This is a genomic window from Methylobacterium tardum (genome assembly GCF_023546765.1).
Classification (GTDB): Bacteria; Pseudomonadota; Alphaproteobacteria; order Rhizobiales; family Beijerinckiaceae; genus Methylobacterium; species Methylobacterium tardum.
Window position 1 is genome coordinate 5,174,423 of the sequence record NZ_CP097484.1, and the last position, 24,949, is coordinate 5,199,371.

General features: G+C 70.2%; 17 protein-coding genes and 4 pseudogenes. 10 read left to right on the plus strand and 11 right to left on the minus strand.

What is annotated here, in order from left to right; genetic code table 11:
* Positions 1 to 62 precede the first annotated feature (62 nt).
* The 6 genes from M6G65_RS24750 (at position 63) to M6G65_RS24775 (ending at position 7,428) form a co-directional block, all read left to right on the plus strand.
* Positions 63 to 1,595 carry an ABC transporter substrate-binding protein gene (locus tag M6G65_RS24750; RefSeq protein WP_250103015.1) on the plus strand — a complete coding sequence of 511 codons (1,533 nt, stop codon included), beginning with the start codon at positions 63 to 65 and terminating at the stop codon, positions 1,593 to 1,595.
* 185 nt (positions 1,596 to 1,780) lie between these two features.
* Positions 1,781 to 2,698, plus strand: coding sequence for an ABC transporter permease (locus M6G65_RS24755; RefSeq protein ID WP_238195892.1), 918 nt, complete (start codon positions 1,781 to 1,783; stop codon positions 2,696 to 2,698).
* 54 nt (positions 2,699 to 2,752) lie between these two features.
* Positions 2,753 to 3,646: an ABC transporter permease gene (locus M6G65_RS24760; RefSeq protein ID WP_250104283.1), complete on the plus strand. Its 894-nt coding sequence runs from the start codon at positions 2,753 to 2,755 to the stop codon at positions 3,644 to 3,646.
* Positions 3,647 to 3,862: 216 nt separating this feature from the next.
* Complete coding sequence (locus M6G65_RS24765; RefSeq protein ID WP_238195894.1) at positions 3,863 to 5,284, plus strand: M20 family metallopeptidase; 1,422 nt, start codon at positions 3,863 to 3,865, stop codon at positions 5,282 to 5,284.
* A 4-nt stretch (positions 5,285 to 5,288) separates the two neighbouring features.
* Entirely contained in the window at positions 5,289 to 6,893 is a 1,605-nt protein-coding gene (locus M6G65_RS24770; protein WP_238195895.1) for an ABC transporter ATP-binding protein, read from the plus strand.
* A 193-nt stretch (positions 6,894 to 7,086) separates the two neighbouring features.
* Positions 7,087 to 7,428 (plus strand): hypothetical protein, encoded by a 342-nt coding sequence (locus M6G65_RS24775; protein WP_238195896.1) that lies wholly within the window; start codon positions 7,087 to 7,089, stop codon positions 7,426 to 7,428.
* On the opposite strand, the gene M6G65_RS24780 is transcribed toward M6G65_RS24775, so the two are convergent.
* The 4 genes from M6G65_RS24780 to M6G65_RS24795 form a co-directional block, all read right to left on the minus strand.
* Positions 7,401 to 7,850 carry a Ros/MucR family transcriptional regulator gene (locus M6G65_RS24780; RefSeq protein WP_238195897.1) on the minus strand — a complete coding sequence of 150 codons (450 nt, stop codon included), beginning with the start codon at positions 7,848 to 7,850 and terminating at the stop codon, positions 7,401 to 7,403. The genes M6G65_RS24775 and M6G65_RS24780 overlap by 28 nt on opposite strands.
* A gap of 268 nt (positions 7,851 to 8,118) precedes the next feature.
* Positions 8,119 to 9,207, minus strand: a complete 1,089-nt coding sequence (locus tag M6G65_RS24785) for a YeiH family protein (protein WP_238195898.1) — start codon at positions 9,205 to 9,207, stop codon at positions 8,119 to 8,121.
* Between the two features lie 447 nt (positions 9,208 to 9,654).
* Positions 9,655 to 10,575, minus strand: coding sequence for an ABC transporter permease (locus tag M6G65_RS24790; RefSeq protein WP_250103016.1), 921 nt, complete (start codon positions 10,573 to 10,575; stop codon positions 9,655 to 9,657).
* A complete protein-coding gene (locus M6G65_RS24795; RefSeq protein ID WP_238195900.1) occupies positions 10,568 to 11,338 on the minus strand; it encodes an ABC transporter ATP-binding protein in 771 nt (256 codons plus the stop codon). Before M6G65_RS24795 ends, M6G65_RS24790 begins: the two co-directional genes overlap by 8 nt.
* Positions 11,339 to 11,781: 443 nt before the next feature.
* Here M6G65_RS24795 and M6G65_RS24800 point away from each other — a divergent pair.
* Positions 11,782 to 13,474 (plus strand): annotated as a pseudogene (locus tag M6G65_RS24800) (methyl-accepting chemotaxis protein).
* A gap of 24 nt (positions 13,475 to 13,498) precedes the next feature.
* Here M6G65_RS24800 and M6G65_RS24805 read toward each other — a convergent pair.
* The 7 genes and pseudogenes from M6G65_RS24805 to M6G65_RS24835 form a co-directional block, all read right to left on the minus strand.
* Positions 13,499 to 14,639 (minus strand): annotated as a pseudogene (locus tag M6G65_RS24805) (amidohydrolase/deacetylase family metallohydrolase).
* Positions 14,640 to 14,676: 37 nt separating this feature from the next.
* Positions 14,677 to 15,692, minus strand: a pseudogene (locus M6G65_RS24810) (ABC transporter ATP-binding protein).
* Positions 15,689 to 16,669, minus strand: a complete 981-nt coding sequence (locus M6G65_RS24815) for an ABC transporter ATP-binding protein (RefSeq protein WP_250104284.1) — start codon at positions 16,667 to 16,669, stop codon at positions 15,689 to 15,691. The pseudogene M6G65_RS24810 and the gene M6G65_RS24815 overlap by 4 nt, the downstream one beginning before the upstream one ends.
* 45 nt (positions 16,670 to 16,714) lie before the next feature.
* Complete coding sequence (locus M6G65_RS24820; RefSeq protein ID WP_373323719.1) at positions 16,715 to 17,689, minus strand: ABC transporter permease; 975 nt, start codon at positions 17,687 to 17,689, stop codon at positions 16,715 to 16,717.
* Positions 17,686 to 18,627 (minus strand): ABC transporter permease, encoded by a 942-nt coding sequence (locus M6G65_RS24825; protein ID WP_091782462.1) that lies wholly within the window; start codon positions 18,625 to 18,627, stop codon positions 17,686 to 17,688. Before M6G65_RS24825 ends, M6G65_RS24820 begins: the two co-directional genes overlap by 4 nt.
* A 15-nt stretch (positions 18,628 to 18,642) precedes the next feature.
* Positions 18,643 to 20,228: pseudogene (locus M6G65_RS24830) on the minus strand (ABC transporter substrate-binding protein).
* Between the two features lie 547 nt (positions 20,229 to 20,775).
* Positions 20,776 to 22,053 carry a polyhydroxyalkanoate depolymerase gene (locus M6G65_RS24835; protein ID WP_250103017.1) on the minus strand — a complete coding sequence of 426 codons (1,278 nt, stop codon included), beginning with the start codon at positions 22,051 to 22,053 and terminating at the stop codon, positions 20,776 to 20,778.
* A 273-nt stretch (positions 22,054 to 22,326) separates the two neighbouring features.
* Here M6G65_RS24835 and M6G65_RS24840 point away from each other — a divergent pair, with 273 nt between their 5' ends.
* From M6G65_RS24840 to M6G65_RS24850, 3 genes are all read left to right on the plus strand, one after another.
* Positions 22,327 to 23,718 carry an ActS/PrrB/RegB family redox-sensitive histidine kinase gene (locus M6G65_RS24840; protein ID WP_238195907.1) on the plus strand — a complete coding sequence of 464 codons (1,392 nt, stop codon included), beginning with the start codon at positions 22,327 to 22,329 and terminating at the stop codon, positions 23,716 to 23,718.
* A 46-nt stretch (positions 23,719 to 23,764) separates the two neighbouring features.
* On the plus strand, positions 23,765 to 24,364 hold the full coding sequence (locus M6G65_RS24845; RefSeq protein ID WP_091782791.1) for an ActR/PrrA/RegA family redox response regulator transcription factor: 600 nt from the start codon (positions 23,765 to 23,767) through the stop codon (positions 24,362 to 24,364).
* 266 nt (positions 24,365 to 24,630) lie between these two features.
* On the plus strand, positions 24,631 to 24,876 hold the full coding sequence (locus M6G65_RS24850) for a hypothetical protein (protein ID WP_238195908.1): 246 nt from the start codon (positions 24,631 to 24,633) through the stop codon (positions 24,874 to 24,876).
* Positions 24,877 to 24,949 lie beyond the last annotated feature (73 nt).

The window sequence follows — 24,949 nt, forward strand, 5'->3', positions numbered from 1 at the left end:
TGAAAAACGCGGCAGCCGCGGAACCATCCGCCGGACCTGTTCGCCGCGCCGTCGGAGCCTGCATGCCGCTACGGACTCTCACCCGGGCCGCGACCTTCGCCGCCTCATTCGCCGCTCTGATCGCCGCGCACCCGGCGCTCGCCGGCAAGGCCAACGACACGCTGGTCTACGCGTCGGACAGCGAGCCCGAGAACGTCAGCCCGTATCACAACAGCGCCCGCGAGGGCGTCATCCTGGCCCGGAACTGCTGGGACACGCTGCTGTACCGGGATCCCAAGGACGGGACCTACAAGCCGTTTCTGGCGACCGCCTGGACCTGGGCGGACGACACGACCCTCGATCTCACGATCCGCGAGGGCGTGGTCTTCCACAACGGCGACCCGCTCGGGCCGGAGGACGTGGCCTTCACGTTCAACTACGTGCTGACGCCGGAGGCGCGCACCGTCACCCGCCAGAACGTCGACTGGATGAAGTCGGTGGAGGTGACCGGCCCGCATACGGTCCGGATCCACCTCAAGGCGCCGTTCCCGGCGGCGCTCGAATACCTCGCCGGCCCGACCCCGATCTTCCCGGCCAACTACTTCAAGAAGGTCGGCCTCGACGGCTTCGCCAAGGCGCCGGTCGGCAGCGGACCCTACCGGATCACCAAGGTCGACAGCGGCCGCGGCGTCAGCATGGAACGCTTCGACAAGTACTGGGCGGAGAGCCCGCTCGGGAAACCGAAGATCGGCAAGCTGCAGTTCCGGGTCATCCCGGACGGCGAGAGCCGGATGGCCGAGCTGATGACCGGCGGCGTCGACTGGATCTGGCGGGTGCCGAGCGACCAGGCCGAGCAGCTGCGCGCCGCGCCGAACATCACGGTGCTCAATTCCGAGACGATGCGGGTCGGCTTCCTGCAATTCGACACGCTGGGCCGGGCGAAGGAGAACTCGCCGCTCAAGGACGTGCGCGTCCGGCAGGCGATCTCCTACGCCATCGACCGCAAGGCGATGGTCGACAACCTCGTGCGCGGCGCCTCGCGGGTGATGAACGCGCTGTGCTTCGCCGACCAGTTCGGCTGCACCGACCAGGGCGTGCCGCGTTATGCCTACGACCCCGCCAAGGCCAAGGCGCTGCTCAAGGAAGCTGGCTACGAGAAGGGCTTCGAGATCGATCTCGGCGCCTATCGCGAGCGGGACTACGCCGAGGCGGTGATCGGCTATCTGGGCGCCGTCGGCATCAAGGTCCGGCTGAACTACCTGCGCTACGCGGCGTTCCGGGATTCGCTGCGCGCCGGCAAGGTCTCGATCGGCTACCAGACCTGGGGGTCGTTCTCGGTCCTGGACGTCTCGGCCTTCGACGGGGTGTATTTCCGCGGCGGCGAGGAGGATCTGACCCGGGATCCGCAGGTGATCGCCGATCTTCAGAAGGGCGACAGCTCGACCGATCCGGAGACGCGCAAGGCCGCCTACGCGAAGGCGCTCCAGCGGATCGCCGCGGAGGCTTACGCCCTGCCGATGTTCTCCTACTCGACCAATTACGCCTTCACGTCGGACCTGAACTTCACCGCCCAGCCCGACGAGGTGGCGCGCTTCTACGCGGCGTCGTGGAAGTGACGGCGGTGGCTCAACGCTCTTCCCCTCCCCCTTGTGGGGAGGGGTCAGGGGTGGGGGTGGTGCAGACGGCACCGCACCGATCCATCCGGCACCACCCCCACCTCCGGCTCCTCCCCACAGGGGGGAGGAGAGGACGCTTCGTCCTGATCGGGCGCGATCGTCATCGCCAGAAAGGAGCCTGAGCCATGCTGGCCTTCACGGTCCGGCGCGTGCTGGTCGCCCTGGCGGTGGCCTTTACGGTCTCGGTGGCGAGCTTCCTGCTCCTCCACCTCTCGGGCGACCTCGCGACCGCCATCGCCGGCCCGGAGGCCACCGGGCCGCAGATCGCGCAGATCCGCCAGGATTACGGCCTGGACCAGCCGCTGCTGACCCAGTTCCTCACCTGGGGCTGGCGGGCTCTGCACCTCGATTTCGGCAACTCCTTCTACTTCCGCGAGAGCGTGATCGACCTGCTCGCCGCCCGCCTGCCGATCACCCTCTATCTCGGCATCATCGCGCTGGCCGTGGCCCTGTTCGTGGCCATCCCGCTCGGCGTCGTCGCCGCCGTGAAGCGGGACACGTGGATCGACCGGACGGCGCTCGCCGTCTCGGTTCTCGGCCAGGCGATGCCGAGCTTCTGGTTCGGCCTGACGCTGATCCTGATCTTCTCCGTCAACCTCCGCTGGCTGCCGGTCTCCGGCAACGCCACGTGGAAGAACTTCGTCCTGCCCGCGGTCGCGCTCGGCTACTACGCGATGCCCGCCGTAATGCGGCTCACCCGCAACGGCATGCTGGAGGTGCTGGCCTCCGACTACGTCCGCACCGCCCGCGCCAAGGGCCTGCCGCCCCGGAAGATCCTGGTGCGGCACGCCCTGCGCAACGCCGTGATCCCGGTGATCGCCCTCTCGGCGGTGCAGTTCGGCTTCATGCTCGGCGGCTCGATCGTGATCGAGGCGGTGTTCTCGCTCCAGGGCCTCGGGCAGCTCGCCTGGGAATCCATCGCCCGCAACGACTTCCCGGTCGTCCAGGCGATCGTGCTGGTGCTCGCCATGATCTACATCGGCCTGACGCTGGCGGCCGACCTGCTGAACGCCCTCCTCGATCCGCGCCTGCGCCAATCGTGAGGATGGAGCCTGCCATGAGCCTCCCCCGACACGGCGGCGCTCGCCGCCCCCGCCCTGCCCCCGGACGCGCCGATCGCGCTGGCGCCGGTTCCCTCCCCCACCCGCTCGATCCTGCGGCGGGGCCTGCGCCATACCGGCTTCCTGATCGGCGCCGGGATCCTCGGGCTGATCGTGCTGGCAGCGCTCGCCGCCCCGCTCATCGCCCCGCACGACCCCTACGCGCAGGACGTGTCCCGCCGCCTGATCCCGCCGGTCTGGCAGACCAAGGGCACCTGGGACCACGTGCTCGGCACCGACAAGCTCGGCCGCGACTACCTGAGCCGCCTGCTCTATGGCGGCCAGATCTCGCTGCTGATCGGGATCTCGGCGGCGCTGATCTCCGGGCTGATCGGCACGACGCTGGGCCTCTGCGCCGGCTATTTCGGCGGCTGGGTCGACTCGGTGGTGAGCTACATCGTGACCACACGGCTCGCCATGCCGGTGGTGCTGGTGGCGCTCGCCATGGCGGCGCTGGTCGGCGGTTCGCTCAAAGTGGTGGTGCTGGTGCTGGGCTTCCTGCTCTGGGACCGCTTCGCCGTGGTGACCCGGGCCGCGACCCAGCAGATCCGCAACCAGGATTTCGTCTCGGCCGCCCGCGCCGCCGGGCTGACCGACCTGCGGATCATCCGCCAGGAGATCCTGCCCAACATCATGAATGCGCTGATCGTCGTGGCGACCCTGGAGATGGCCCACGCGATCCTGCTGGAAGCCGCCCTGTCGTTCCTTGGCCTCGGCGTGCAGCCGCCCCTGCCCTCCTGGGGCCTGATGATCGCCGAGGGCAAGCAGTACATGTTCTTCCAGCCCTGGGTGATCACCATCCCGGGCGTGGCGCTCCTCCTGCTCGTGCTGGCGATCAACCTCTTAGGCGACGGCCTGCGCGATATCACGGCGCCCGAGGCGCGCCACTGATGTCGCTCCACTCCGTCATTCCGGGGCTCGCCGGAGGCGAGAGCCCGGAATCCAGAGCCGCCCCGGCCGATCGGACAGGCGATCCGGCTCCGCGTCATCCTGTTGCCTCCGCGGCTCTGGATCCCGGGCTCCGCTGCGCGGCCCCGGGATGACGGGATTGGAGCTGCCGCCCCTGATGCCCGTCCTCACGAAACACCCGTCCACCGAGATCACACCATGACGCGAGACGCCGCCATCGCGCGCGCCACAGAGGCCTTCGACTCGGGCGCGTTCCTCGCGCTCCTGCGGGAGGCCGTGGCGATGCCCACCGAGAGCCAAGCCCCCGGCCAGGAGGCGGCGCTCCGCGCCTATCTCGACGCCTTCATCGCGCCGCTGGTCGCCCGCCTCGGCTTCGACGCGCCGAAGATCTTCCCGAACCCCGATGGGGTGCACGGCCCGTTCCTGATCGCCGAGCGTCACGAGGGCGCGGACCTGCCGACCGTGCTGATCTACGGCCACGGCGACACGGTGCGGGGCTATCCCGAGCAGTGGCGGGAAGGACTCGGGCCCTGGGAGATCGTGGTCGAGGGCGACCGTTGGTACGGGCGCGGCACCGCCGACAACAAGGGCCAGCACGTCCTCAACCTCGCCGCCCTGGAGCAGGTGATCGCGGCCCGCGGGGGCCGTCTCGGCTTCAACGTGAAGCTGCTGATCGAGATGGGTGAGGAATCGGGCTCCCCGGGCCTGCGGCCGTTCTGCCGGGAGCAGGCCGAGGCCCTGCGCTCCGACGTGCTGATCGCCTCGGACGGCCCCCGCCTCAACGGCGAGCGCCCGACCCTCTTCCTGGGCTCCCGCGGCGCCTACAATTTCGAGCTCAGCCTGAACCTGCGGGAGGGTCCGCACCATTCCGGCAACTGGGGCGGGCTGCTGCGCAACCCCGGCACGGTGCTGGCCTCGGCGATTGCCTCGATGGTTGACGCGCGCGGCAGCATCCTGGTGGACGCCCTGCGGCCACCGCCGATCCCCGACGGCGTGCGCGCGGCGCTCGCCGACATCCGCGTCGGCGAGGACCCGACCGCGCCGACGATCGATTCCGACTGGGGCGAGCCGGGCCTGACGCCGGCCGAGCGGGTCTTCGCCTGGAACACGCTCGAGGTCCTGGCCTTCAAGACCGGCGACCCGGACGGGCCGCTCAACGCCGTGCCACCCCACGCCAAGGCAACCCTGCAGCTGCGCTTCGTGGTCGGCACCGACTGGCAGAACCTCATCCGGAACGTCCGCGCCCATCTCGACGCGCACGGCTTCCCGATGATCGAGGTCCGGCCGGCCCGCGCCGCGGAGGTGTTTCAGGCGACACGGCTGCCCGTGGAGGATCCGTGGGTCGAGTGGGCCCTCGAGTCGATCGAGGCGAGCTCCGGCAAGAAGCCGGCGCTGCTGCCCAATCTCGGCGGCTCGCTGCCGAACGACGCCTTCTCGGAGATCTTAGGCCTGCCGACCCTCTGGGTGCCGCATTCCTACCCGGCCTGCCGCCAGCACGGGCCCGACGAGCACATGCTCGCCTCCGGCACCCGCGAGGGCCTGGCGATCATGGCCGGCCTGTTCTGGGATCTCGGTGAGGCCGGACCCGACATCCTCCGCCGCCGCAAAGCGAGGGCCTGACACGATGAGCGAGCCGGTCGTCCGCATCCGCGATCTGACGATCGCGCTCCCCAAGGGCGCCGACCGCCCGCACGCGGTCGAGGGCCTGAACCTCGACCTCGAGGCCGGGAAGATCCTGTGCGTGGTCGGGGAATCGGGCTCGGGCAAGTCGATGAGCGCCTACGCGCTCACGGGCCTCCTGCCCCGGGCGCTGAAGCCGACGTCCGGCACGATCCTGTTCGAGGGCCGGGACCTCCTGACCCTCGACGAGCCCGCGTGGCGCGGCCTGCGGGGCCGGCGGATCGCCATGGTGTTCCAAGAGCCGATGACGGCCCTGAACCCGGTGATGCGGATCGGCGACCAGATCGCCGAGATGTTCGAGGCGCACAACCTGCTCACCCGCAGCGAGCGCTGGGCCCGGGCGGTGGCGCTCGCCACAGAGGTCGGCCTGCCGAACCCCGAGGAGGCGGTGCGGGCCTACCCGCACCAGCTCTCCGGCGGCCAGCGGCAGCGGGCGATGATCGCCATGGCGCTGGCGCTGGAGCCCTCGGTGCTGGTCGCCGACGAGCCGACCACGGCCCTCGACGTCACCACCCAGGCCCAGATCCTCCGGCTGATCCGCGACCTGCAGCAGAAGCGCGGGATGAGCGTCCTGTTCATCACCCACGATTTCGGCGTGGTGGCGGAGATCGCCGACCACGTGGCGGTGCTCCAGCGCGGGCGGCTCGTGGAATCCGGTACCGCCGAGGCCGTCCTGCGCAACCCGCAGGCGCCCTACACCAAAGCCTTGCTCGCCGCCGTCCCGAGCCTGACGCCGCCACCGCGCGCGCCCGTGGAAGCGGCCCCGGTCGCCCTCTCGGTGACCGGGCTGTCCAAGACCTATTCCGGGCGCTCCGGCCTGTTCGGCAAGCCTCGGGTCGTGGCGGCGGTCAGGCAAGTCTCCTTCGACGTCCGCCGCGGCGAGACATTGGGGATCGTGGGCGAATCCGGCTCCGGCAAATCGACCACCGCGCGGCTGGCGATCCGCCTGATCGAGCCCGACGGCGGAACGGTCCGGCTGGGGGATCTCGACTACACGGCTCTCGGGAAGGCCGAGCTGCGCGACAAACGCAGCCGCATCCAGATGATCTTCCAGGACCCGTTCGCGTCGCTCAACCCGCGGCGCACCGTGGAGCAGATCATCACGGCGGGGCCGATCGCCCACGGGGTCCCGGCCGCCGAGGCGCGGGCTCGGGCGCGCAGCCTCCTCGACCTCGTCGGCCTCGATCCGAAGGCCGCCGCCCGCTACCCGAACGCCTTCTCGGGCGGGCAGCGCCAGCGCATCGGCATCGCCCGGGCGCTCGCCATGGAGCCGGACGTGCTGGTGGCGGACGAAGCGGTCTCGGCGCTGGACGTCTCGGTCCAGCGGCAGGTGCTGGACCTGCTGGAGGACCTGAAGCAGCGCCTGTCGCTGGCGATGCTGTTCATCACCCATGACCTGCGGGTGGCCGCCACGATCTGCGACCGGATCGCCGTGATGCACCGGGGTGCCGTCGTGGAGATGCGCGGGACCGCCGACCTGTTCGCGGCACCGGAGCACGCCTACACGCGCAGCCTGCTGGCCGCCGTGCCGGGCGCGCGCGCATCCTGAGCCGCCGCGGCCCGGATCGGGGCCGATCTGGGACGCAGAGACAAGTTTTTTGGACGGAGTCGCCCTACCCGGTTGCGCACAACCGGGTAGGATGAGGGGGCATTGTCGAGGGTTGAGCACCCCGGCGGATCCACGGCCAAACCCGCTGCCCGTCCCCCGCTCGCGCCTCGAACGCGGACGGGGGTTTTTCAGCGTGTCGACCTCAGACAAGCCCGATGACGTCCAGCCGGCCTGCCAGCGCCTGGAGCCGCTGCTCCGGCGCGGGAAGCGGGCCGAGCGCTGGATCGGTTCCGGTCAGCGCAAGTCGCCCGCCGCGAACAGGGCCGACGACAGCGCCGCTGAAGCCCTGAGCGGCCGCGTCATCAAATTGCGCTGGGCCGATACGTTCGGCCGGCCGGCGCGTCCCGATCCCGCCAAGTGGGGCCGGCCCGCTCCGGTCTCCGCACAGGTGCTGCCGTTCCAGAGCCCCGCGGACCGGAGCGACCGGACGCGGCGCGGTGCCGCCGATCAGCCGTTCGTGCCGGTCCCGCGCTGACTGGCCCGGCCGCCGGGCACACCGAGACCGATGGCCTTCGCGAGCGCTGAACGCTGGGCGGCGTAGCCCGGCGCGGTCATCGGGTAATCCTCCGGCAGACCGTAGCGCTCGCGGTAGCGCTCCGGGGTCAGGCCGTGGGCGTTGAGGTGACGCTTCAGCGTCTTGTAGGATCGGCCGTCGATGAAGCTGACGATCCCGTCCTCCTGGACCGACTTGCGGATCTGCGCGGGCGTCGGCTGCTCGACGGCGGGAAGCGCTTCGGCGTGCGGCGTTCCGGTGAGGGCCGCCAGGGTCCCGTGCACGCTCGCCATCAGCTCGGGCAGCGCGGCCGGCGGAACGGAATTGTTCGAGACGTAAGCCGCAACGATCTCACCGACCAGCGTGACGAGCTTGATGGAGCGCTCGGGATTTTTTTCGGGCACTGCGCGAGTCCACTTGAAGGTTTCGACGATGACGCCGCGGGTTCCAAAAGCAGAAACCCCTGAAGTGTCAAGATGGTCGCGGCAGTTTGCCAGCGGCGGGAGGCGCATTTTGGTGCAGGACGACCAACGCCTGCCCCCGGACGGAGCCGGTCACCTGCACAGGAGCGGCGATCCCCGGGCGTTTACAGCCGGGATCTGCGCGGCCGGACGGGAATACGGCATCGCGGCATGAGCGGCGGGCCCCGGTCGGTCCGGAGACCCAGCGGGGTCATCCGATGCCGAGGCCGCGGATCAGCGCAAGGCTGAGGACGACGAGCACCGCCAGCGAGGCGGTCACCGCCAGGGTGACCCGGCCGCCGACCCGGGCGAGGATGCGCACGTCGACGCCGAGGCCGAGCGCGGCCATCGACAGGACCGTGAGCACTCCGGCGAGCTGCGTCAGGGGCTTCACCGCCGCATCCGGGATGAGGCCCGACGAGCGCAGGGTCGCCAGGGCCAGGAAGCCGAGGATGAACCACGGGACCAGCTTGGTGAGCCCGGGCCGGCTCGGGGCCGGTGGGGCGCCTGCCACCCGCGGCAGGCGGGGCGCGATCAGCGAGAATGCCACCACCACCGGGCCGAGCATCAGGACGCGCACGAGCTTCACCAGGGTGCCGATCTGCGTCGACAGCAGGCTCACCGGTACGGTGGCGGCCAGCACCTGCGGCACGGCGTAGACGGTCAGCCCTGCCAGCACCCCGTACTGGCTGTCGTTCATGCCGGCGAGCGGGACGAACAGCGGAAGCCCGAGCACCATCAGGACGCCGAGCACCGCCGTGAACGCGATAGCGGCGGCGATGTCCTTCGGCTCCGCGCCGATGACGGGCGCCACCGCGGCGATGGCCGAGTTGCCGCAGATGGCGTTGCCGCAGGCCACCAAGATCGCCATCCGGGCCGGCAGGCCGAGCGCCCGGCAGATCGCCACGCTGGCGGCGATGCCGAGCACCACGGTGGCGACGATGCCGGCGAGCAGGGCCGGGCCGGAGGCGAGGATCGCCCCGAGGCTCAGGGAGGCGCCGAGCAGGACGACGGCGGCCTCGAGGAGCTGCTTGGCCGAGAAGGCGATGCCGGTCCGGAACCGGGCATGGGGCGTCCAGGCGGTCCGCACTGCGATGCCGATCAGGATCGCCAGGACCAGGGCCTCGACATAGGGATGGCCCGCGACGCGCTCCTCCAAGGCCTGCGCGGCCATCGCCACGGCGGTGATCGCCGCGCACAGGCCGATTCCCGGCAGGACCGAGGCGGCAGGACTCGACTGGCTGCCCCCGCCGGAGAGGGCGACAGGCGGGGCGTTGCGGGAGGGGGCGTCAGGACTCACAGGACAGAGCTCCGGGGTCGTCCCAGAGGGTATAGGAAGAAAACGTCTGCCGCACGCGACAATGGGAGATATTTTATCTCTAATGCAGGTATTTTATAGGCAATGTCACTCTAAACCCCCTGAACGTCGGCGAGACTTGATGCCCGGGTGTCTCCGTTGGCGAACCGCTTTCGTCTCTCGTTCGGGCAGATCGCTCGATCCCCTCTGTGGAGACACAACGGAGCCGCTTCAATCCTGTCATTCCGGGGCCGCCCAGCGGAGCCCGGAATCCAGACCCGCCGACGCGCCAAGGTCCGGCACGGCCAGGGGGTCTGGTTTCCGGGCTCGCCTGCGGCGCCCCGGAATGACGGCGTCGACCGTCAAGACGCAGGGGAATGTTCCAGACCGTGCAGTCCTGAGCCTCTGCGGAAGAGGGAGGGCGCGTGTCGCGCCCCGGACCGCTTTCCCTCACGCCTGCATGCCCCAGCGCTGAACCGTGCGCCGCTCGATCGTCTGGAAGATCAGGTTCTCGGCGACGAGGCCGATCAGGATGACGGTGAGCAGCCCGGCGAACACGTTCGGGATGTCGAGCATGTTCTTGTTCTCGAAGATGAACCAGCCGAGCCCGCCCGCTCCCGAAGAGACACCGAAGACCAGCTCGGCCGCGATCAAGGTGCGCCACGCGAACGCCCAGCCGACCTTCAGGCCGGTGAGGATCGACGGGAAGGCCGCCGGGATCAGGATCTTGCCGATCAGCCGCGGACCGGACAGCCCGTAATTGCGGCCGACCATCTTCAGCGTCCGGCTCACCGACAGGAAGCCCGAATGGGTGTTCAGCGCGATCGCCCAGGTCACCGAGTGGACGAGAACGAAGATCAGGCTGCCGTTGCCCAGGCCGAACCAGATCAGCGCCAGCGGCAGCAGCGCGATCGCCGGCAGCGGATTGAACATCGAGGTCAGCGTCTCGAGGAAGTCGGTCCCGATCCGCGACGCGATGGCGATGCCGGTGAGCGCGGTCGCGAGCGCGACGCCCGCGGCGTAGCCCATCAGCAGGACCTTGAGCGAGGTCCAGGCGCGGGCCGGCAGCGTGCCGTCCGCGATGCCGCGGACAAACGCCTCCACGGTGGCCGAGAAGGTCGGGAACAGGAGATCGTTGTCGAGGTAGCGCCCGTAGGCCTCCCAGATCCCGGCCAGGACGAGCAGGATCACGATCTTGCGCAGCCACGCCTGGTTGTAGAGCCGCTCGGCGACCGACAGGGGCTTCTCCACCACCGTGGCGCCGTGGGCGTGGCCGGTCTCGCGCACGATCTCGGGACGGCTCGACTCCGCGGCGGACGGGCGCGCGGGTGCGGCGCGCGGCAGGCCGGTCAGGACGGGCGCGCTAGACATTCTCCGCCTCCTCGATCTCTTCCGAGAACAGCATCTGCTGGATCCGGTTCTCCAGCCCCATCGCGGCCTCCGGCGAGTCCGCGCTGTTGAGCTCCGCCTTCACCTCGCCGGGATGGGGCGAGAGCAGCAGGATGCGCGAGCCGACCTTGATCGCCTCCGGGATGGAGTGGGTGACGAACAGCACGGTGAAGCGCGTGCCCTCCCACAGCATCAGCAGCTCGTCCTGCATGCGCCGCCGGGTCAGGGCGTCGAGCGCCGCGAAGGGCTCGTCCATCAGCAGGATGTCGGGCTCCATCGCCATGCCGCGGGCGATGGCGACGCGCTGCTTCATGCCGCCCGAGAGGGTGTGCGGGTAGCTGTCGGCGAACTTCGTGAGATTGACCTTGTCGATGTAGAGGTTCGCCCGCTCCAGGGCCTCGCGGCCTTTCAGCCGGCCGGAGGCTTCGAGGGCGAAGACCACGTTCTGCCGGACCGTCTTCCAGGGCAGGAGCTGGTCGAATTCCTGAAACACCATCATCCGGTCGGGGCCGGGCTCGGTCACGGGCCGGCCCTTGAGCCGGATCTCGCCCTCGGTGGGGGCCATGTAGCCGCCCACCGCCTTGAGCAGGGTCGACTTCCCGCAGCCCGAAGGCCCGAGCAGCACGAACCGGTCTCCGGGCCAGACCCGGAAGCTCACCCGGTAGGTGGCCGTGACGAGGTGATCGGGCGTCTTGTAGCGGAGCGTGACGCCGTCGACTTCCAGCAGGGGCTGACCCGTGTCCATCCATCCTCCCTGGCGCCGCGGCTTGGGCCGCGTGTCGCTGACGGCCGGAGATGGTCCGGCCCTCACAAAAACGTGTATCGGTCGTCATCCGAGCCTGTAAAGGCGGACCCGCTCCGGAATCCGGAGCGGACGGCCCGTGTGTCAGGCCGCGCGGCGGGAATCCGATGCTCCTGTACGGCCGGGAACGCCGGGCCGGTCGGCCGAGCCGCGCACCATGATGTCTTGGCCGAGACGACTTGGCTGAGACGACTTGCCCGAACCAGCCCGCGCGCAAGATCCGGAGGCCCAGCAGAACAGATCCGCGCAGTGTTCGGCCGCAACGTGGCCTGTCCGGCAACGTCGACACGCAGGGGTTCCTTAATTAATATCTCGCACTTCTGACCCCGCTAGGTCTAAACGCGGCCTTACCGGTCTAGACCGAGAGCAATTTTCGGGGTCTCTCAATGCGATTTCAGTTGTCCATCAAGGCGGCCCTGATCGGAGCTTTCGGGTGCCTTGCCCTCATCGCGGCAGGACAGGGCACACTCTCCCTGATCAAGCTTTCCGGTATCCGTTTCTCTGTGAACGAGGTCACAAAGAATTGGCTACCATCAGTATTGATATTGGGGACGATACAGAACGACGTTGCCGATATTCGCGTCAAACAATTTCGCATGCTCACATACAACGCCACGCCGGAGCAGCGGGCCGACAACCAGAAGCTTCAGGCAACGGCCATGGCCAAGCTCGCGGCGGACCGGGCCCTCTACGAGCCGATGATCGCCTCGCCCGAGGAGCGGGCCCTGTGGGCGACGTTCGGCGCGCTGTGGACGCAGTACGAGGCCTCCAACCGCACGATGACCCAGCTCCTTGAGCAGGGCCAGCCGGCGGAGGCGCTGGCGCTCATCGGCGGCCGCGATCAGCTCGATATGTACAACCGCATGCGCGAGGCCCTGGCGGCGGACGCGGAACTGAACAACCGCAGCGCGCACCAGGAATCCAGCTCCGCCCTGGCGCAGGCCGATGCCGCCATGATCGCCGCCTACGTGGCGGTGGCGTTCGCGGTGGCGGCGGCGCTCGCGGCTTCCCTGTTCGGGATGTTGCGGGTGTCCCGCCCGATCACGGTCATCACCCAGGCCATGGCGGTCCTGGCTCGCGGCGACGCGGCCGCCGCGGTGCCGTACCGGGACCGCCGGGACGAGATCGGCGCGATGGCCGCCGCCGTTCAGGTGTTCAAGGACAACCTGATCCGCACCCGGCAGCTCGAGGCCGAGACCGCCGAGGCGCGCCTCGCCGCGGAGGAGCAGCGCAGGAGCGGCATGCGCCAGATGGCCGACAGCTTCGAGCGGGCGGTCGGCGGCATCATCGGCCTGGTCTCGTCCTCGGCCACCGAGCTGCAGGCCACCGCCGGGTCGATGTCGGCCATGGCGGCCCAGACCTCGGCCCAGTCCACGACCGTGGCGGCCGCGGCCGAGGAGGCGGCCTCGAACGTCAACACGGTCGCGGCCGCCGCCGAGGAATTGGGAAGTTCCGTGCAGGAGATCGGCCGGCAGGTGGACGGCTCGGCGGAGCTCGCCCGGCGGGCCGTGGGCGAGGTCGACCGGACCGGCGCGCTGGTGCAGGAGCTGAGCACGGCCGTCACCCGCATCGGCGACGTGGTCGGCCTGATCTCGTCCATTGCCGGGCAGACGAACCTTCTGGCGCTCAACGCCACGATCGAGGCGGCCCGCGCGGGTGCTGCGGGGCGGGGTTTCGCCGTGGTGGCGTCCGAGGTGAAGGCCCTGGCCGAGCAGACCGCCAAGGCGACCGAGGAGATCTCCGGGCAGATCGCGCGGGTTCAGGATTCGACCGGTCAGACGGTCACGGCGATCGGCGCGATCACCGGGCGGATCCAGGAGATCAGCGGCGTGGCGACCACGATCGCCGCGGCCGTGGAGGAGCAGGGCGCGGCGACCCAGGAGATCGTCCGCAACGTCACCCAGGCGGCGCAGGGCACCGGCGCGGTGACCAGCACCATCACTGGGGTGGCGGGCGCGGCCGAGGAGACCGGGGCTGCGGCGAGCCGTGGTTCTGGGCGCGGCCTCCGAGCTGTCGCGCCAGTCCGAGCACCTGTCCGCCGAGGTCGGCCGCTTCCTGGCGACGGTCCGGGCCGCGTGAGGCTCCGGCCTTCTGGCCCCCGGCTCAGGCCGGGTGCCACCACCGGCCCTTCAGCACCACGCCCTCGGCGGTGATCCGCTGGGCGCCCTCCATGTGCTCGCCCCTTGTGTCGACGTAGTCGAAGGCGCCGTCCCGCACCGCCAGCACGGTGGCGTCGCCGAGCGCCCCGACTTTCAGGGTCCCGTACTCCATCCGCTTCAGCGCCACGGCGGCGTTCACCGTCGAGGCGGCGATCACGTCGGTGAGGCTCATGCCGAGGCAGAGCATCTTGGACATGGTGGTGACCTGGTCGAAGGCCGGTCCCTCGATGCAGAGCTGGTGCACGTCGGACGAGATCGTGTCCGGCAGGAAGCCGCCCGCCAGCATGGCCCGCGCCGTCTTGAAGGCGAACGAGCCCTTGCCGTGGCCGATGTCGAACAGCACGCCCCGCGCCCGCGCCTCGCGGAGCGCCGGCTTCACCGCTCCTTGAGCGGTCACCGGCGAATTCGGGAACGGCCGGAACGCGTGGGTCAGCACGTCGCCGGGGCGCAGCATGGCCAGGACCTGCTCGTAGCTCGGCGGCGGCTCGTCCGATATGGGCCATCAGCGGCAAGCCGGTCTCTTCCGCGACCTGCAGGGCGATGTCGAGGGGCGCGGTGCCCTGGTCGCCCGAGGCGTGGCGCCCGACCCGGACCTTGATGCCGACGATCACGTCCCGGTTGGCCTCGGCGACCTCGACCGCCTCCCGGGGCGCCATCAGCCGCGGATCCTCGCTCTCGCCGACCATGATGGTCTTCGAGAAGCCGAAGATCCCGGCGAAGGAGACGTGCAGGTAGGCGAGGATCCGCGCCTGCGACCGCTCGATCACGTGACTGCGGAAGCCCGCGAAGTTGCCGGGCCCGGCGCTGCCGGTATCGACCGAGGTGGTCACCCCGGAGGTCCGGCAGAACGCGTCGGCGTCGATGCCGAGCGAGGTGCCGCCCCAGTAGACATGGGTGTGCAGGTCGATCAGGCCCGGCGTGACGATGGCGCCTTCCATGTCGCGCACCTGCGTGCCCGGGCCGGCCGGGAGGTCCCGGCCGAAGCCCGAGACGCGGCCGTCCGCGAAGGCGACGTCGCAGATCCCGTCGTGGTTCTGCGACGGGTCGATGACCCGCGCGCCCTTCAGGATGAGGTCGTGCTGCACGGTTGTCTCCAAAAGCCGTCTGCAGGGATCCGATCCGTCAGGCCGCCCGGGCGGGGGCGGCCACGTCGTTGAGGTGGCAGGCGGCGAAGTGGCCGGCGCCCACGGGATCGAGGCCCGGCACCTCGGTCCGGCAGCGGTCGAAGGCGTGCGGGCAGCGGGTGTGGAAGCGGCAGCCCGACGGCGGGTTGATCGGGCTCGGCACGTCGCCCTTGAGCACGATCCGGGTGCGTCCGGCCCCGGGTTCCGGGATCGGCACCGCCGAGAGCAGGGCCTGGGTGTAGGGGTGCTTGGGCGCCAGGAACAGGTCGCGGCGCGGGCCAATCTCGACGATCTTGCCGAGATACATCACCGCGACGCGGTGGGTCATGTGCTCGACGATGGCCGGTCGTGCGAGATGAACAGCATCGCGAGGTCGAGTTCGCGCTGCAGATCGCGCAGCAGGTTGACGATCTGCGCCTTCACCGAGACGTCCAGCGCCGAGACCGCCTCGTCGCAGATGATCAGGTCCGGCTCGGCGGCGAGCGCCCGGGCGATGCCGATGCGCTGGCGCTGGCCGCCCGAGAACTCGTGCGGGTACCGGCCGAGCGCCTCCCGCGGCAGGCCGACCCGCTCCATCAGGCTGGCCAGCCGGCTCTCCAGGTCGGCGGCGTTGTGGGCCAGCCCGAAATTGCGGATCGGCTCGGCCAGGATCGCCCGCACCCGCATCCGCGGGTTGAGCGACGAGAACGGGTCCTGGAACACCATCTGGATATGGCGCCGCAGGGGACGCAGCGCCCCCGCCGAGAGGTCGCCGATGCGCCGCCCGTCGAGCACCACCTGTCCGGCGGTGGGCGCGTAGAGGCGCATCAGCGCCTTGGCGACGGTGGACTTGCCGCAGCCGGATTCGCCGACGAGCGACAGGGTCTCGCCGCGGGCGACCGTGAAGGACAAGCCGTCCACGGCCTTCAGCACGCGGGTCTGCCGGCCGAGCAGGCCGCCGCCGAGGGCGAAGTGCTTCTTGAGGTCATTGACCTCCAGCAGGGTGCGGGCGGCGGGTGCGGGCGTGGCGCTCATGCCGCGAGGGCGTCCTTCGGCGCGTAGTGGCAGGCGGCGAGGTGGCCCGGCGCCTTCGGCTCCAGGGCCGGCGCGTAGGCGCGGCACAGGTCGGTGACGTCCGGGCAGCGCCCGGCGAAGACGCAGCCCTCGATCCGGCCTTTGAGGCTCGGCACCATGCCGGGGATCTCGGCGAGCCGCGCGTCGGCGCCGTGCTCGACGGCGCCGAGCTTCGGCACCGCCCCCATCAGGCCGCGGGTGTAGGGGTGGCGCGGCGAGCGGAACAGGTCGCGGACCGGCGCCTCCTCGACCTTGCGGCCGGCATACATCACCACCACCCGGTCGGCGACCTCCGCGACCACGCCGAGATCGTGGGTGATCAGCATGATCGCGGCGCCGACCCGGGCCTTCAGGTCGCGCATCAGGTCGAGGATCTGGGCCTGGATGGTCACATCGAGCGCCGTGGTCGGCTCGTCGGCGATCAGGAGCTTCGGCGAGCAGGCGAGCGCGATGGCGATCATCACCCGCTGGCGCATGCCGCCGGAGAGCTGGTGCGGGTATTCCCGCACCCGGCGCCGCGGCTCGGGGATGCCGACCAGCGTCAGCATCTCCACGGCCCGCTCCTCGGCCTCGCGGCGGCCGAGGCCCTGGTGCAGCCGCAGGGTCTCGCCGATCTGACGGCCGACCGTCAGCACCGGGTTCAGCGAGGTCATCGGCTCCTGGAAGATCACGCTGATGTCGTTGCCGCGGATCTTGCGCATGGCGCTGTTCGGCAGGTCGAGGAGGTTTTTTCCTTCGAACTTGATCGCGCCGGCGATGCGGGCCGGCGGCTCGGGCAGGAGCCGCAGGATCGACATCGAGGTCACCGACTTGCCGCAGCCGGACTCGCCCACGATCGCCAGGGTCTCGCCCGACTGGATCGCGAACGAGACCCCGTCCACCGCCCGGTTCACCCCGTCAGGGGTGCGGAAATGGACCTGCAGGTTCTCGATCGACAGGAGGGGGTGCCGCTCATGCTGCCGGTCCTCATCACACGTGCGGTCTCAGACATCTTTGGCCATGCGGGGATCGAGGGCGTCGCGCAGGCCGTCGCCGACGAGGTTCACGGCGAGCACCGTCATCGAGAGGAAGATGGCCGGGAACAGGATGATGTAGAACTTCACCTGCCAGAGGGCCCGGCCCTCGGCCATGATGTTGCCCCAGGACGGCGTCGAGGGCGGCACGCCCGCGCCGATGAACGACAGGATTGCCTCGGTGATCATCGCGGAGGCGCAGATGTAGGTCGCCTGCACGGTCATGGGTGCCAGCGTGTTGGGCAGGATGTGGCGCCAGATGATCGCCGGCATCCGGGTGCCGGTGGTCACCGCCGCCTCGACGTAGGGCTGCTCGCGGAGCGACAGGACCACGCCGCGCACGAGGCGGGCGACGCGCGGGATCTCCGCGATGGTGATCGCGATGATCACGTTCTGGATCGAGCCGCGGGTCAGCGCCATCAGCGCGACCGCCAGCAGGATCGGCGGGATCGACATCATGCCGTCGACGATCCGCATGATGATCCCATCGAGCCAGCGCACCATGCCGGAGACGAGCCCGACCGCGAGGCCGGCGATCGAGGCGAGGAACGCCACCGAGAAGCCGACCAGCAGCGAGACCCGGGCGCCGTAGACCACCCGCGAGTAGACGTCGCGGCCGAGCATGTCGGTGCCGAACCAGTACTGCGCGGATGGCACCCGGGTGCGCTTGGCCGGCGCCAGGGCGGTCGGATCGACGGTGCCGAGCCACGGCGCCAGCACCGCCATCAGGAACACGATGAGGAGCAGCACGCCGCCGACCACGATAGTCGGGTTTCGGCGGACATAGGACCAGACCCGGCCCCGGCGCTTGCGCACCGGGATGACGTCCGGCAGCGGCGCCGCGACCGCGAGGCCCGGCGGGGGCGGTGCCTTCGGAGAGGCCTCTGCGGGCGGGAGGCCCGTGGGCCGGGCGCTGTCGGGGTAAGGCGCGGCGGTCGCGGTCAATAGCGGATCCTCGGGTCGAGCAAGGTGTAGGACAGGTCGATGGCGAGGTTCACGAGCACGTAGACGAAGCTGAACAGCAGCACGACGCCCTGGATGACCGGGTAATCGCGCCGGAGGATCGCATCGACCGTGAGACGGCCGAGACCGGGAATCGCGAACACCGTCTCGGTCACGACGGCGCCGCCGATCAGCAACGCAATGCCGATGCCGATCACGGTGACGATCGGCACCGCGGCGTTCTTCAGGGCATGGATGAACAGGACCGGACCCTGCGACAGCCCCTTGGCCCGGGCGGTGCGCACGTAATCCTGCTGGAGCACGTCGAGCATGGTCGCCCGGGTCACCCGGGCGATCAGCGCGATGTAGACGAGGCCCAGCGTCACCGCCGGCAGGATCAGGTTCGACAGCCAGGGCCAGAACCCCTGCTCGATCGGCGTGTAGCCCTGCACGGGCAGCCAGCCGAGTTCGAGGGCGAACACGTAGGCCAGCACGTAGCCGACCACGAAGACCGGCACCGAGAAGCCCATCACGGCGAGCCCCATGACGAGGCGGTCGATCAGGCTGCCGGCCTTCCAGGCGGCGACGACGCCGAGCGGGACCGCCACCACGATGGCGAAGACCAGGGTGACGAGCATGAGCGAGACGGTGGGCTGCACCCGCTGGCCGATCATGGTGGTGACCGGCAGGTTGGTGAAGATCGAGGTGCCGAGATCGCCGTGCAGGATCTGCCACGACCATTCCCAGAACCGCACCAGGAACGGCCGGTCGAGGCCGAGCGTGGCGCGGATGCGGGCGACGTCGTCGGGCGTCGCCTGGTCGCCCGCGATGATCGCCGCCGGGTCGCCGGGGGCGAAGTAGAGGAGGCTGAAGACGAACAGCCCGACCACCGCCATGACCGGGATGGTGGCGAGGATGCGCCTGCCGATATAGCCGAGCATGGGGCGCCTCCGGTCCTAAGCCTTCGACACGCCCCAGGTGAAGGGAATCGGCCCCTTCACGATGCCCGAGACGTTCTTGCGCCACGCCTGGTAGCCCAGGAAGAACCCGGTCGGGACGTAGACCACGCCCTCGCAGGCGGCGGCGTTGACCTTGTCGATGGCGGCCTTCTCGGAGGCCGGATCGGCCGCGTCGAACCACTCGGTGATCCCCGCCTCCACGGGCGGGATGTCCGGCCAGCCGAACCACGCCTTGTCGCCGTTGGCGCGCACCGCCGGATAACCCGCCGGGTTGATGGTGTCGGCGCCGGCGTGCCACGTGTGGAACATGTTCCAGCCGCCCTGGGCGGGGGCGCCTTCGAGGCGCGGCGGGTGCCGGTGGTGCCCCAGTCGGTGGCGACGAAGTCGACGTTGAAGCCCATCTGCTTCAGGAGGTCGGCGGTGATGTCGCCCTGCGCCTTGGTGATCGGCTGGTCCTGCGCCACGATGCAGGTGACGGGCTCGCCCTTGTAGCCGGCTTCCTTGAGCAGCTTGCGGCCGAGCGCGATGTCGCCCTTGCCGACATTGCCGCCGCCCGCCTCGCTGTAGAGCGCCGTGCCCGGCGTGAAGAAGCCCGGGAGCTTCTTCCAGAGGCTGTCGTCGTCGCCGACGATCGCCCGCATGTAATCTTCCTGGCTCATGGCGGCCATGACGGCTTGGCGGATCTTCGGGTTATCGAAGGGCGGGTGCAGGTGGTTCATCCGGAACGACCCGACATTGCCCAGCGGATCAGCGATATCGACGTTGAGGTTGGCGTTCTTGCGCAGGAGCGGCACGAGGTCGGAGATCGGGTTCTCCCACCAGTCGACCTCGCCGTTCTGCAGGGCCGCCGAGGCGGTGGCGGGGTCCGGCATGATCACCCACTCGACCCGGTCGATCAGGATGCGCTTGCCGCCCGCCAGCCAGGAATTCGGCTCCTCACGGGGCTTGTAGCCGGCGAATTTCTCGAACACCGCCCGGGCGCCCGGCACCCACTCGTTGCGGACGAACTTCATCGGGCCCGAGCCGACATACTCGGTGATCTGCGTGAACGGGTCGGTCTTGGCGATCCGCTCCGGCATCATCAGCGCCATCGGGGCGTTGGTCTTGCCGAGCGCGTAGAGGAGCTTCGGGAACGGCTTCTTCAGGCGCCAGCGGAAGGTCCGGTCATCGGTCGCCGCCAGCTCGTCCTGGACGCCGCGGATCATCAGGCCGATCGGATCCCGGGCCATCCAGCGGGTGAGGCTCGCCACCACGTCCTTGGCGGTCACCGGCTCGCCGTCATGCCACGTGAGGCCGGGCCGCAGCCGGAAGGTCCAGGTCAGCTTGTCGCCCGAGACCTCCTCGGACTCGACCATCTGCCGCTGCGGCTTCAACTGGTCGTCGACGCCGTACAGCATGTCCCAGACGAGGGTGCCGGCGTTGCGCACGACGTACTGGGTGCCCCAGATCGGATCGAAATTGGCGAGGTTCGCCTGCGGGACGAAGCGCAGCACCTTGGCGCCCTGGGCGAGCGCCGGGCGTGCGATCTGCGGTGCGGCCAGCCCGAGCGCGGCCGAGCCCTTCAGGAACGTCCTGCGGTCCATCGTCTTCTCCCTGGCGATGCGGGTCTCAAGCACTGATCGCCGGCCCACACCTTGTGGGCGAGTTTGAACGGTTCTGACGCGGGGGCGCAATGGCCCGGCGTGACAACGGGGCCCGGGCACGCGTCGGCCCAGCCGCCGACCGCGCGGCGGCGACAGGATGGGCGTCGTTGGTCTCGGTGCGGATCGGGCTCACGGACAGCGTCTCGCAAGCCCCGCGCCAGCCAGGCCGGGAGTGCGTTATGTATTCAGATTGGCGGGGGATTTGTCCGCGCCCGGATACGGGGCCCGGCGCCTGCGCGGCCGTTGCCCCGATCCCGTCCGCTCACGGGTCCGACAGCTTGGATCAGTCGCCGACCCGGGACGGGAATCGTTCGGTCCGGCTCCCGGAGCACGCCGAGCGAAGCCGCTCCACCCCGTCATTCCGGGGCCGCGCAGCGGAGCCCGGGATCCAGAACCGCCGACGCGTCAAGGGCTGGCACAACCTGCGCGTCTGGATTCCGGGCTCGCCTGCGGCGCCCCGGAATGACGGCGCGGAGGATCGGGCGCCTCAGCCGACCTGGCGCAGATGCCCGCCGCGCGCGCCGGGCACCGCCTGCATGGCGCGGATGAAGGCCGCGATGCGCGGCGCGATCACCGCCCGGTAGCGGGAGCCGTTGAACACGCCGTAATGGCCGACGCCGGCCTGGAGGTGGTAGCCTTTGCGCGCCTCGGGCAAGTTCGGCGTCAGGTCGAGGGCCGCCTTGGTCTGGCCGACGCCGGAGATGTCGTCGTTCTCGCCCTCGACCGCGAGGATCGCGCAGCGCCGGATCACCCCGGGATCGACCGGCACGCCGCGATGCCGCATCTGCCCCTTCGGCAGAGCGTGATCGGCGAACACGGTCTGGACGGTCTGGAGATAGTACTCGGCGGTGAGGTCCATCACCGCGAGATACTCGTCGTAGAACTCCCGGTGCTTCTCGGCCGAGTCGCCGTCGCCCGTCACCAGGTGGTCGAACATGTCCGAATGGGCGGTGACGTGGCGGTCGAGGTTCATCGCCATGAAGCCCGACAGCTGCAGGAAGCCCGGATAGACCTGGCGCCAGGCCCCCGGATAGATCGGCGGCACGAGGCTGATCGTGTTCTTCTCGAACCACGCCTGTCCGCGCTCCTGCGCGAGGCAGTTCACCGCGGTGGGCGAGCGGCGCGTGTCGATCGGGCCGCCCATCAGGGTCATCGAGACCGGCACGGCGGGCTCGTCGGCCGCCTCCATCAGCGCCACCGCGGCGAAGACCGGCACCGCCGGCTGGCACACGGCCATGACGTGCAGGTCCGGCCCGAGGACCGCGAACATCTCCTGCAGGTAGTCGATGTAATCGTCGAGATCGAACCGGCCGGCGACGACCGGCACCATCCGGGCGTCGGTCCAGTCGGTGATGAACACCCGGTGGTTCGGCAGCATCGCCTCCACGGTGCCGCGCAGCAGCGTCGCGTAATGCCCCGACATCGGCGCGACGATCAGCAGCTTCGGCTGCGGCTCGGCCGGGGCGGCCGGAAAGGCGCGGTCGAAGGCGATCAGGCGGCAGAACGGCCGCTCCCAGACCACCCGCTCGGTGACCGGAACCGCCGCGCCGTCCACGACCGTCTCGGTGAACCCGAAGGCGGGCTTGCCGTACTGGCGGGTGACGCGCTCGAACATCTCGCAGCCGGCGCTGACCGCGCGGGCATAGGGTCCGTAGGCCAGGGGATTGCCGGGCATCTGCAGCCCGTAGCGCGTGAGGTCCGCGGCGACCCGGGCCGGCGCCATCAAGGCGCGGGCACCCTCGTACATCGAGTAGGCCAGGAGCATCGTTACCTCGCGGTCTCGGACCCGGCCGCTGGCGTCCAGCCTCGCGGCCCGGAAGGCGGGAACCCGGATCACCAGGATAATGTTCCAGCCTGAACGATTATGGAACATCCTTGCGCCGGGCGGACTTGCCCGTCACGACGTCAGCCCGCGACAATTCGGCCGGACCGCCATGCTGGGACGGATTGCCGGACTCCCTGCCTCCGCGCCATGCGGTAGGACTCCGCGCGCCAACCGCACCGGAACCGCCGGTCCGGCGCCGCACCGAAACAGCCCATGCCCGACACCGACCTCAGCGGCCTCGGCCGCGACGCCCGACACCTGCGGCTCGACACCTTCGTCCGCCTCCGCTGGCTCGCCATCACCGGCCAGAGCGCGGCGGTCGTAGGGGCGCAGTTCGGCCTCGGCCTGCCGCTGCCGTTCGGCTGGTGCTTCCTGGTGATCGCCACCTCGTCCTGGCTGAACCTCGCCCTGCGGATCCGCTTCCCGGCGAGCTACCGGCTCAGCGACGATTCCGCGGCCCTGCTGCTGGCCTTCGACATCGTCCAGCTCGCAGCCCTGCTATTCCTCACCGGCGGCCTGCAGAACCCGTTCTCGCTGCTGTTCCTCGCCCCGGTGCTGATCTCCGCGACCGCCCTGCCGCCGGAGCGGACGCTGGCGCTCGGCCTGCTGGCGGTGGGACTCGCGACCCTGCTGGCCCTGGTCCACCGGCCCCTGCCCTGGTTCGCGGACGGGCGGATCGAGCTGCCGTTCCTGTACGTCTCCGGCGTCTGGACCGCGATCCTGCTCGGCACCGCCTTCACGGGCGTCTACGCGTGGCGGGTGGCCGAGGAGACGCGGCTCCTCGCCCAGGCGCTGGCCGCCACCGAGCTGGTGCTGGCGCGCGAGCAGCACCTGTCGCAGCTCGACGGGCTGGCGGCCGCGGCTGCCCACGAATTGGGCACGCCGCTGGGCACCATCATGGTGGTGACCAAGGAGCTGATCCGCCAGCTCGGGCCCACCGCCTCCCCGGCGGTCGCGGAGGATCTGAATCTCCTGCGCGAGCAGGTCGACCGCTGCCGGGGCATCCTCGGCAAGCTCACCTCCCTCGACGGGGACGGGGCCGGCGCCGGCTTCCTGGAGACGGTCACGTTCAGCCACCTCGTGGAGGAGCTGGTCGCCCCGCAGCGGGCGCTCGGCGCCGGGCTCGACGTCAGCAGCGCCGGCGACGGCCCGGAGCCGGCCTGCCGCCGCAACCCCGGCGTGATGTTCGGCCTCGCCAACATCCTCGACAACGCCGTCGATTTCGCCGAGGCCCGCGTCTCCGTGGAGGGGCGCTGGTCAGCCGAGCGGGTCTGGATCGAGATCCGCGACGACGGGCCGGGCTTCTCCAGCGAGGTGCTGCTGCGGGCGGGCGAGCCCTACGTGACGACCCGCAGCCACGACCGGCCGCAATCCGGCGAGACCGTGGGCGCGGGGCTCGGCCTCGGGCTGTTCATCGCCAAAACCCTGATCGAGCGCTCGGGCGCCCAGCTCGCCCTGATGAACGTCGCGGCGCCGGACGCGCACGGGGCGGTCGTGCGCGTCTCCTGGGCCCGCCACATCTTCGAGCGGGGTGCAGTGCCGCGGCATTCTCCGGAACTCAATATCCGCCCCCCCCTGCCACCGCGCGATGTCGTCCCTATATGAGGGACAGACCAAGAACCCGACGACGAAAACTCGAAAGGAGTGCCGGATGCTTACGCAGCCCGGGACCTCGGCGGCGACCGACGCTGCCGTGATCAACGATGCCGATCCGCTGGCCGCCTTCTCCGACCGCAGCCTGCTGATCGTCGACGACGACAAGCCCTTCTCGACGCGCCTCGCCCGCGCGATGGAGAGCCGCGGCTACCACGTGCAGGTGGCCGACAGCGTCGCCGACGGCGTCTCGGCCGTCGAGGCGCGGGCTCCGGCCTTCGCGGTGATCGACATGCGCCTCGGCGACGGCAACGGCCTCGACGTGATCGCCCGCCTCAAGGAGCGCCGCCCGGAAGCGCGCGGCGTGATCCTGACCGGCTACGGCAACATCGCCACCGCGGTGACCGCCGTGAAGCTCGGCGCCTTCGACTACCTCGCCAAGCCCGCGGACGCGGACGAGATCCACGGCACGCTGATGGCGCAGCCGGGCGAGCGGGCCGACCCGCCCGAGAACCCGATGTCGGCGGACCGGGTGCGCTGGGAGCATATCCAGCGCGTCTACGAGCTGTGCAGCCGCAACGTCAGCGAGACCGCCCGACGCCTGAACATGCACCGGCGGACGCTGCAGCGGATCCTGGCCAAGCGCGCGCCGCGCTGACGTCAGGACTCGCCATTCAGGTTCGCGGCACGCGGCCTTCAGGTCGTCGCCTGTGGGACAGCCATCGTCCTGTCATTCCGGGGCGCCGCAGGCGAGCCCGGAATGACGAGGCTGGCTACTCTAAGGTGCGGGCTTGTCGCGTTGCTCCGCCTTTGTTGCCAGCGCGATAACACACACTCGGTTGCGTCGGCTGGCCTGTGTGGGCTAGCTGCACGGGTCCCGGGCGGTTCCGTCCGGGACCCGGACTGGTTTTGAGGGCGGATTTCGTGAACGGGCGCAACGCCATCACCATCGTGAGCATGATGGTCCTCGTGGGCACCGAGGTGTTCGCCGTGGCGATCGCGGCCGGCTGGGCCGTCGCCGGCATCTTCGATCTCGGCGACCGGGTCGGCCATGTCCTGATGGGGATCTTCAGTCTGTTCGCGGCCTGGATCATGGTCCAGCTGTGGCGCCGGGCGACCAGCATCGAGCCGCTGAGAAGCGGTGCGCCGACGCCGCGTCGACCGGCATGAAGCCTTTAGGAATACGCAGCTTCAACTTGCAATTGAGAGAACGATCCCTCCCATGCGCCTGACGCGTTCGACA

What these genes read in the sequence shown, in the direction of transcription:
- M6G65_RS24755 (WP_238195892.1), top strand. Translation starts at nt 1,781, where the DNA reads ATGCTGGCCTTCACGGTCCGGCGCGTGCTGGTCGCCCTGGCGGTGGCC.
- M6G65_RS24840 (WP_238195907.1), top strand. Translation starts at nt 22,327, where the DNA reads ATGCCCGACACCGACCTCAGCGGCCTCGGCCGCGACGCCCGACACCTG.
- M6G65_RS24790 (WP_250103016.1), bottom strand. Translation starts at nt 10,575, where the DNA reads ATGTCTAGCGCGCCCGTCCTGACCGGCCTGCCGCGCGCCGCACCCGCG.
- M6G65_RS24765 (WP_238195894.1), top strand. Translation starts at nt 3,863, where the DNA reads ATGACGCGAGACGCCGCCATCGCGCGCGCCACAGAGGCCTTCGACTCG.
- M6G65_RS24845 (WP_091782791.1), top strand. Translation starts at nt 23,765, where the DNA reads ATGCTTACGCAGCCCGGGACCTCGGCGGCGACCGACGCTGCCGTGATC.
- M6G65_RS24750 (WP_250103015.1), top strand. Translation starts at nt 63, where the DNA reads ATGCCGCTACGGACTCTCACCCGGGCCGCGACCTTCGCCGCCTCATTC.
- M6G65_RS24835 (WP_250103017.1), bottom strand. Translation starts at nt 22,053, where the DNA reads ATGCTCCTGGCCTACTCGATGTACGAGGGTGCCCGCGCCTTGATGGCG.
- M6G65_RS24825 (WP_091782462.1), bottom strand. Translation starts at nt 18,627, where the DNA reads ATGCTCGGCTATATCGGCAGGCGCATCCTCGCCACCATCCCGGTCATG.
- M6G65_RS24770 (WP_238195895.1), top strand. Translation starts at nt 5,289, where the DNA reads ATGAGCGAGCCGGTCGTCCGCATCCGCGATCTGACGATCGCGCTCCCC.
- M6G65_RS24795 (WP_238195900.1), bottom strand. Translation starts at nt 11,338, where the DNA reads ATGGACACGGGTCAGCCCCTGCTGGAAGTCGACGGCGTCACGCTCCGC.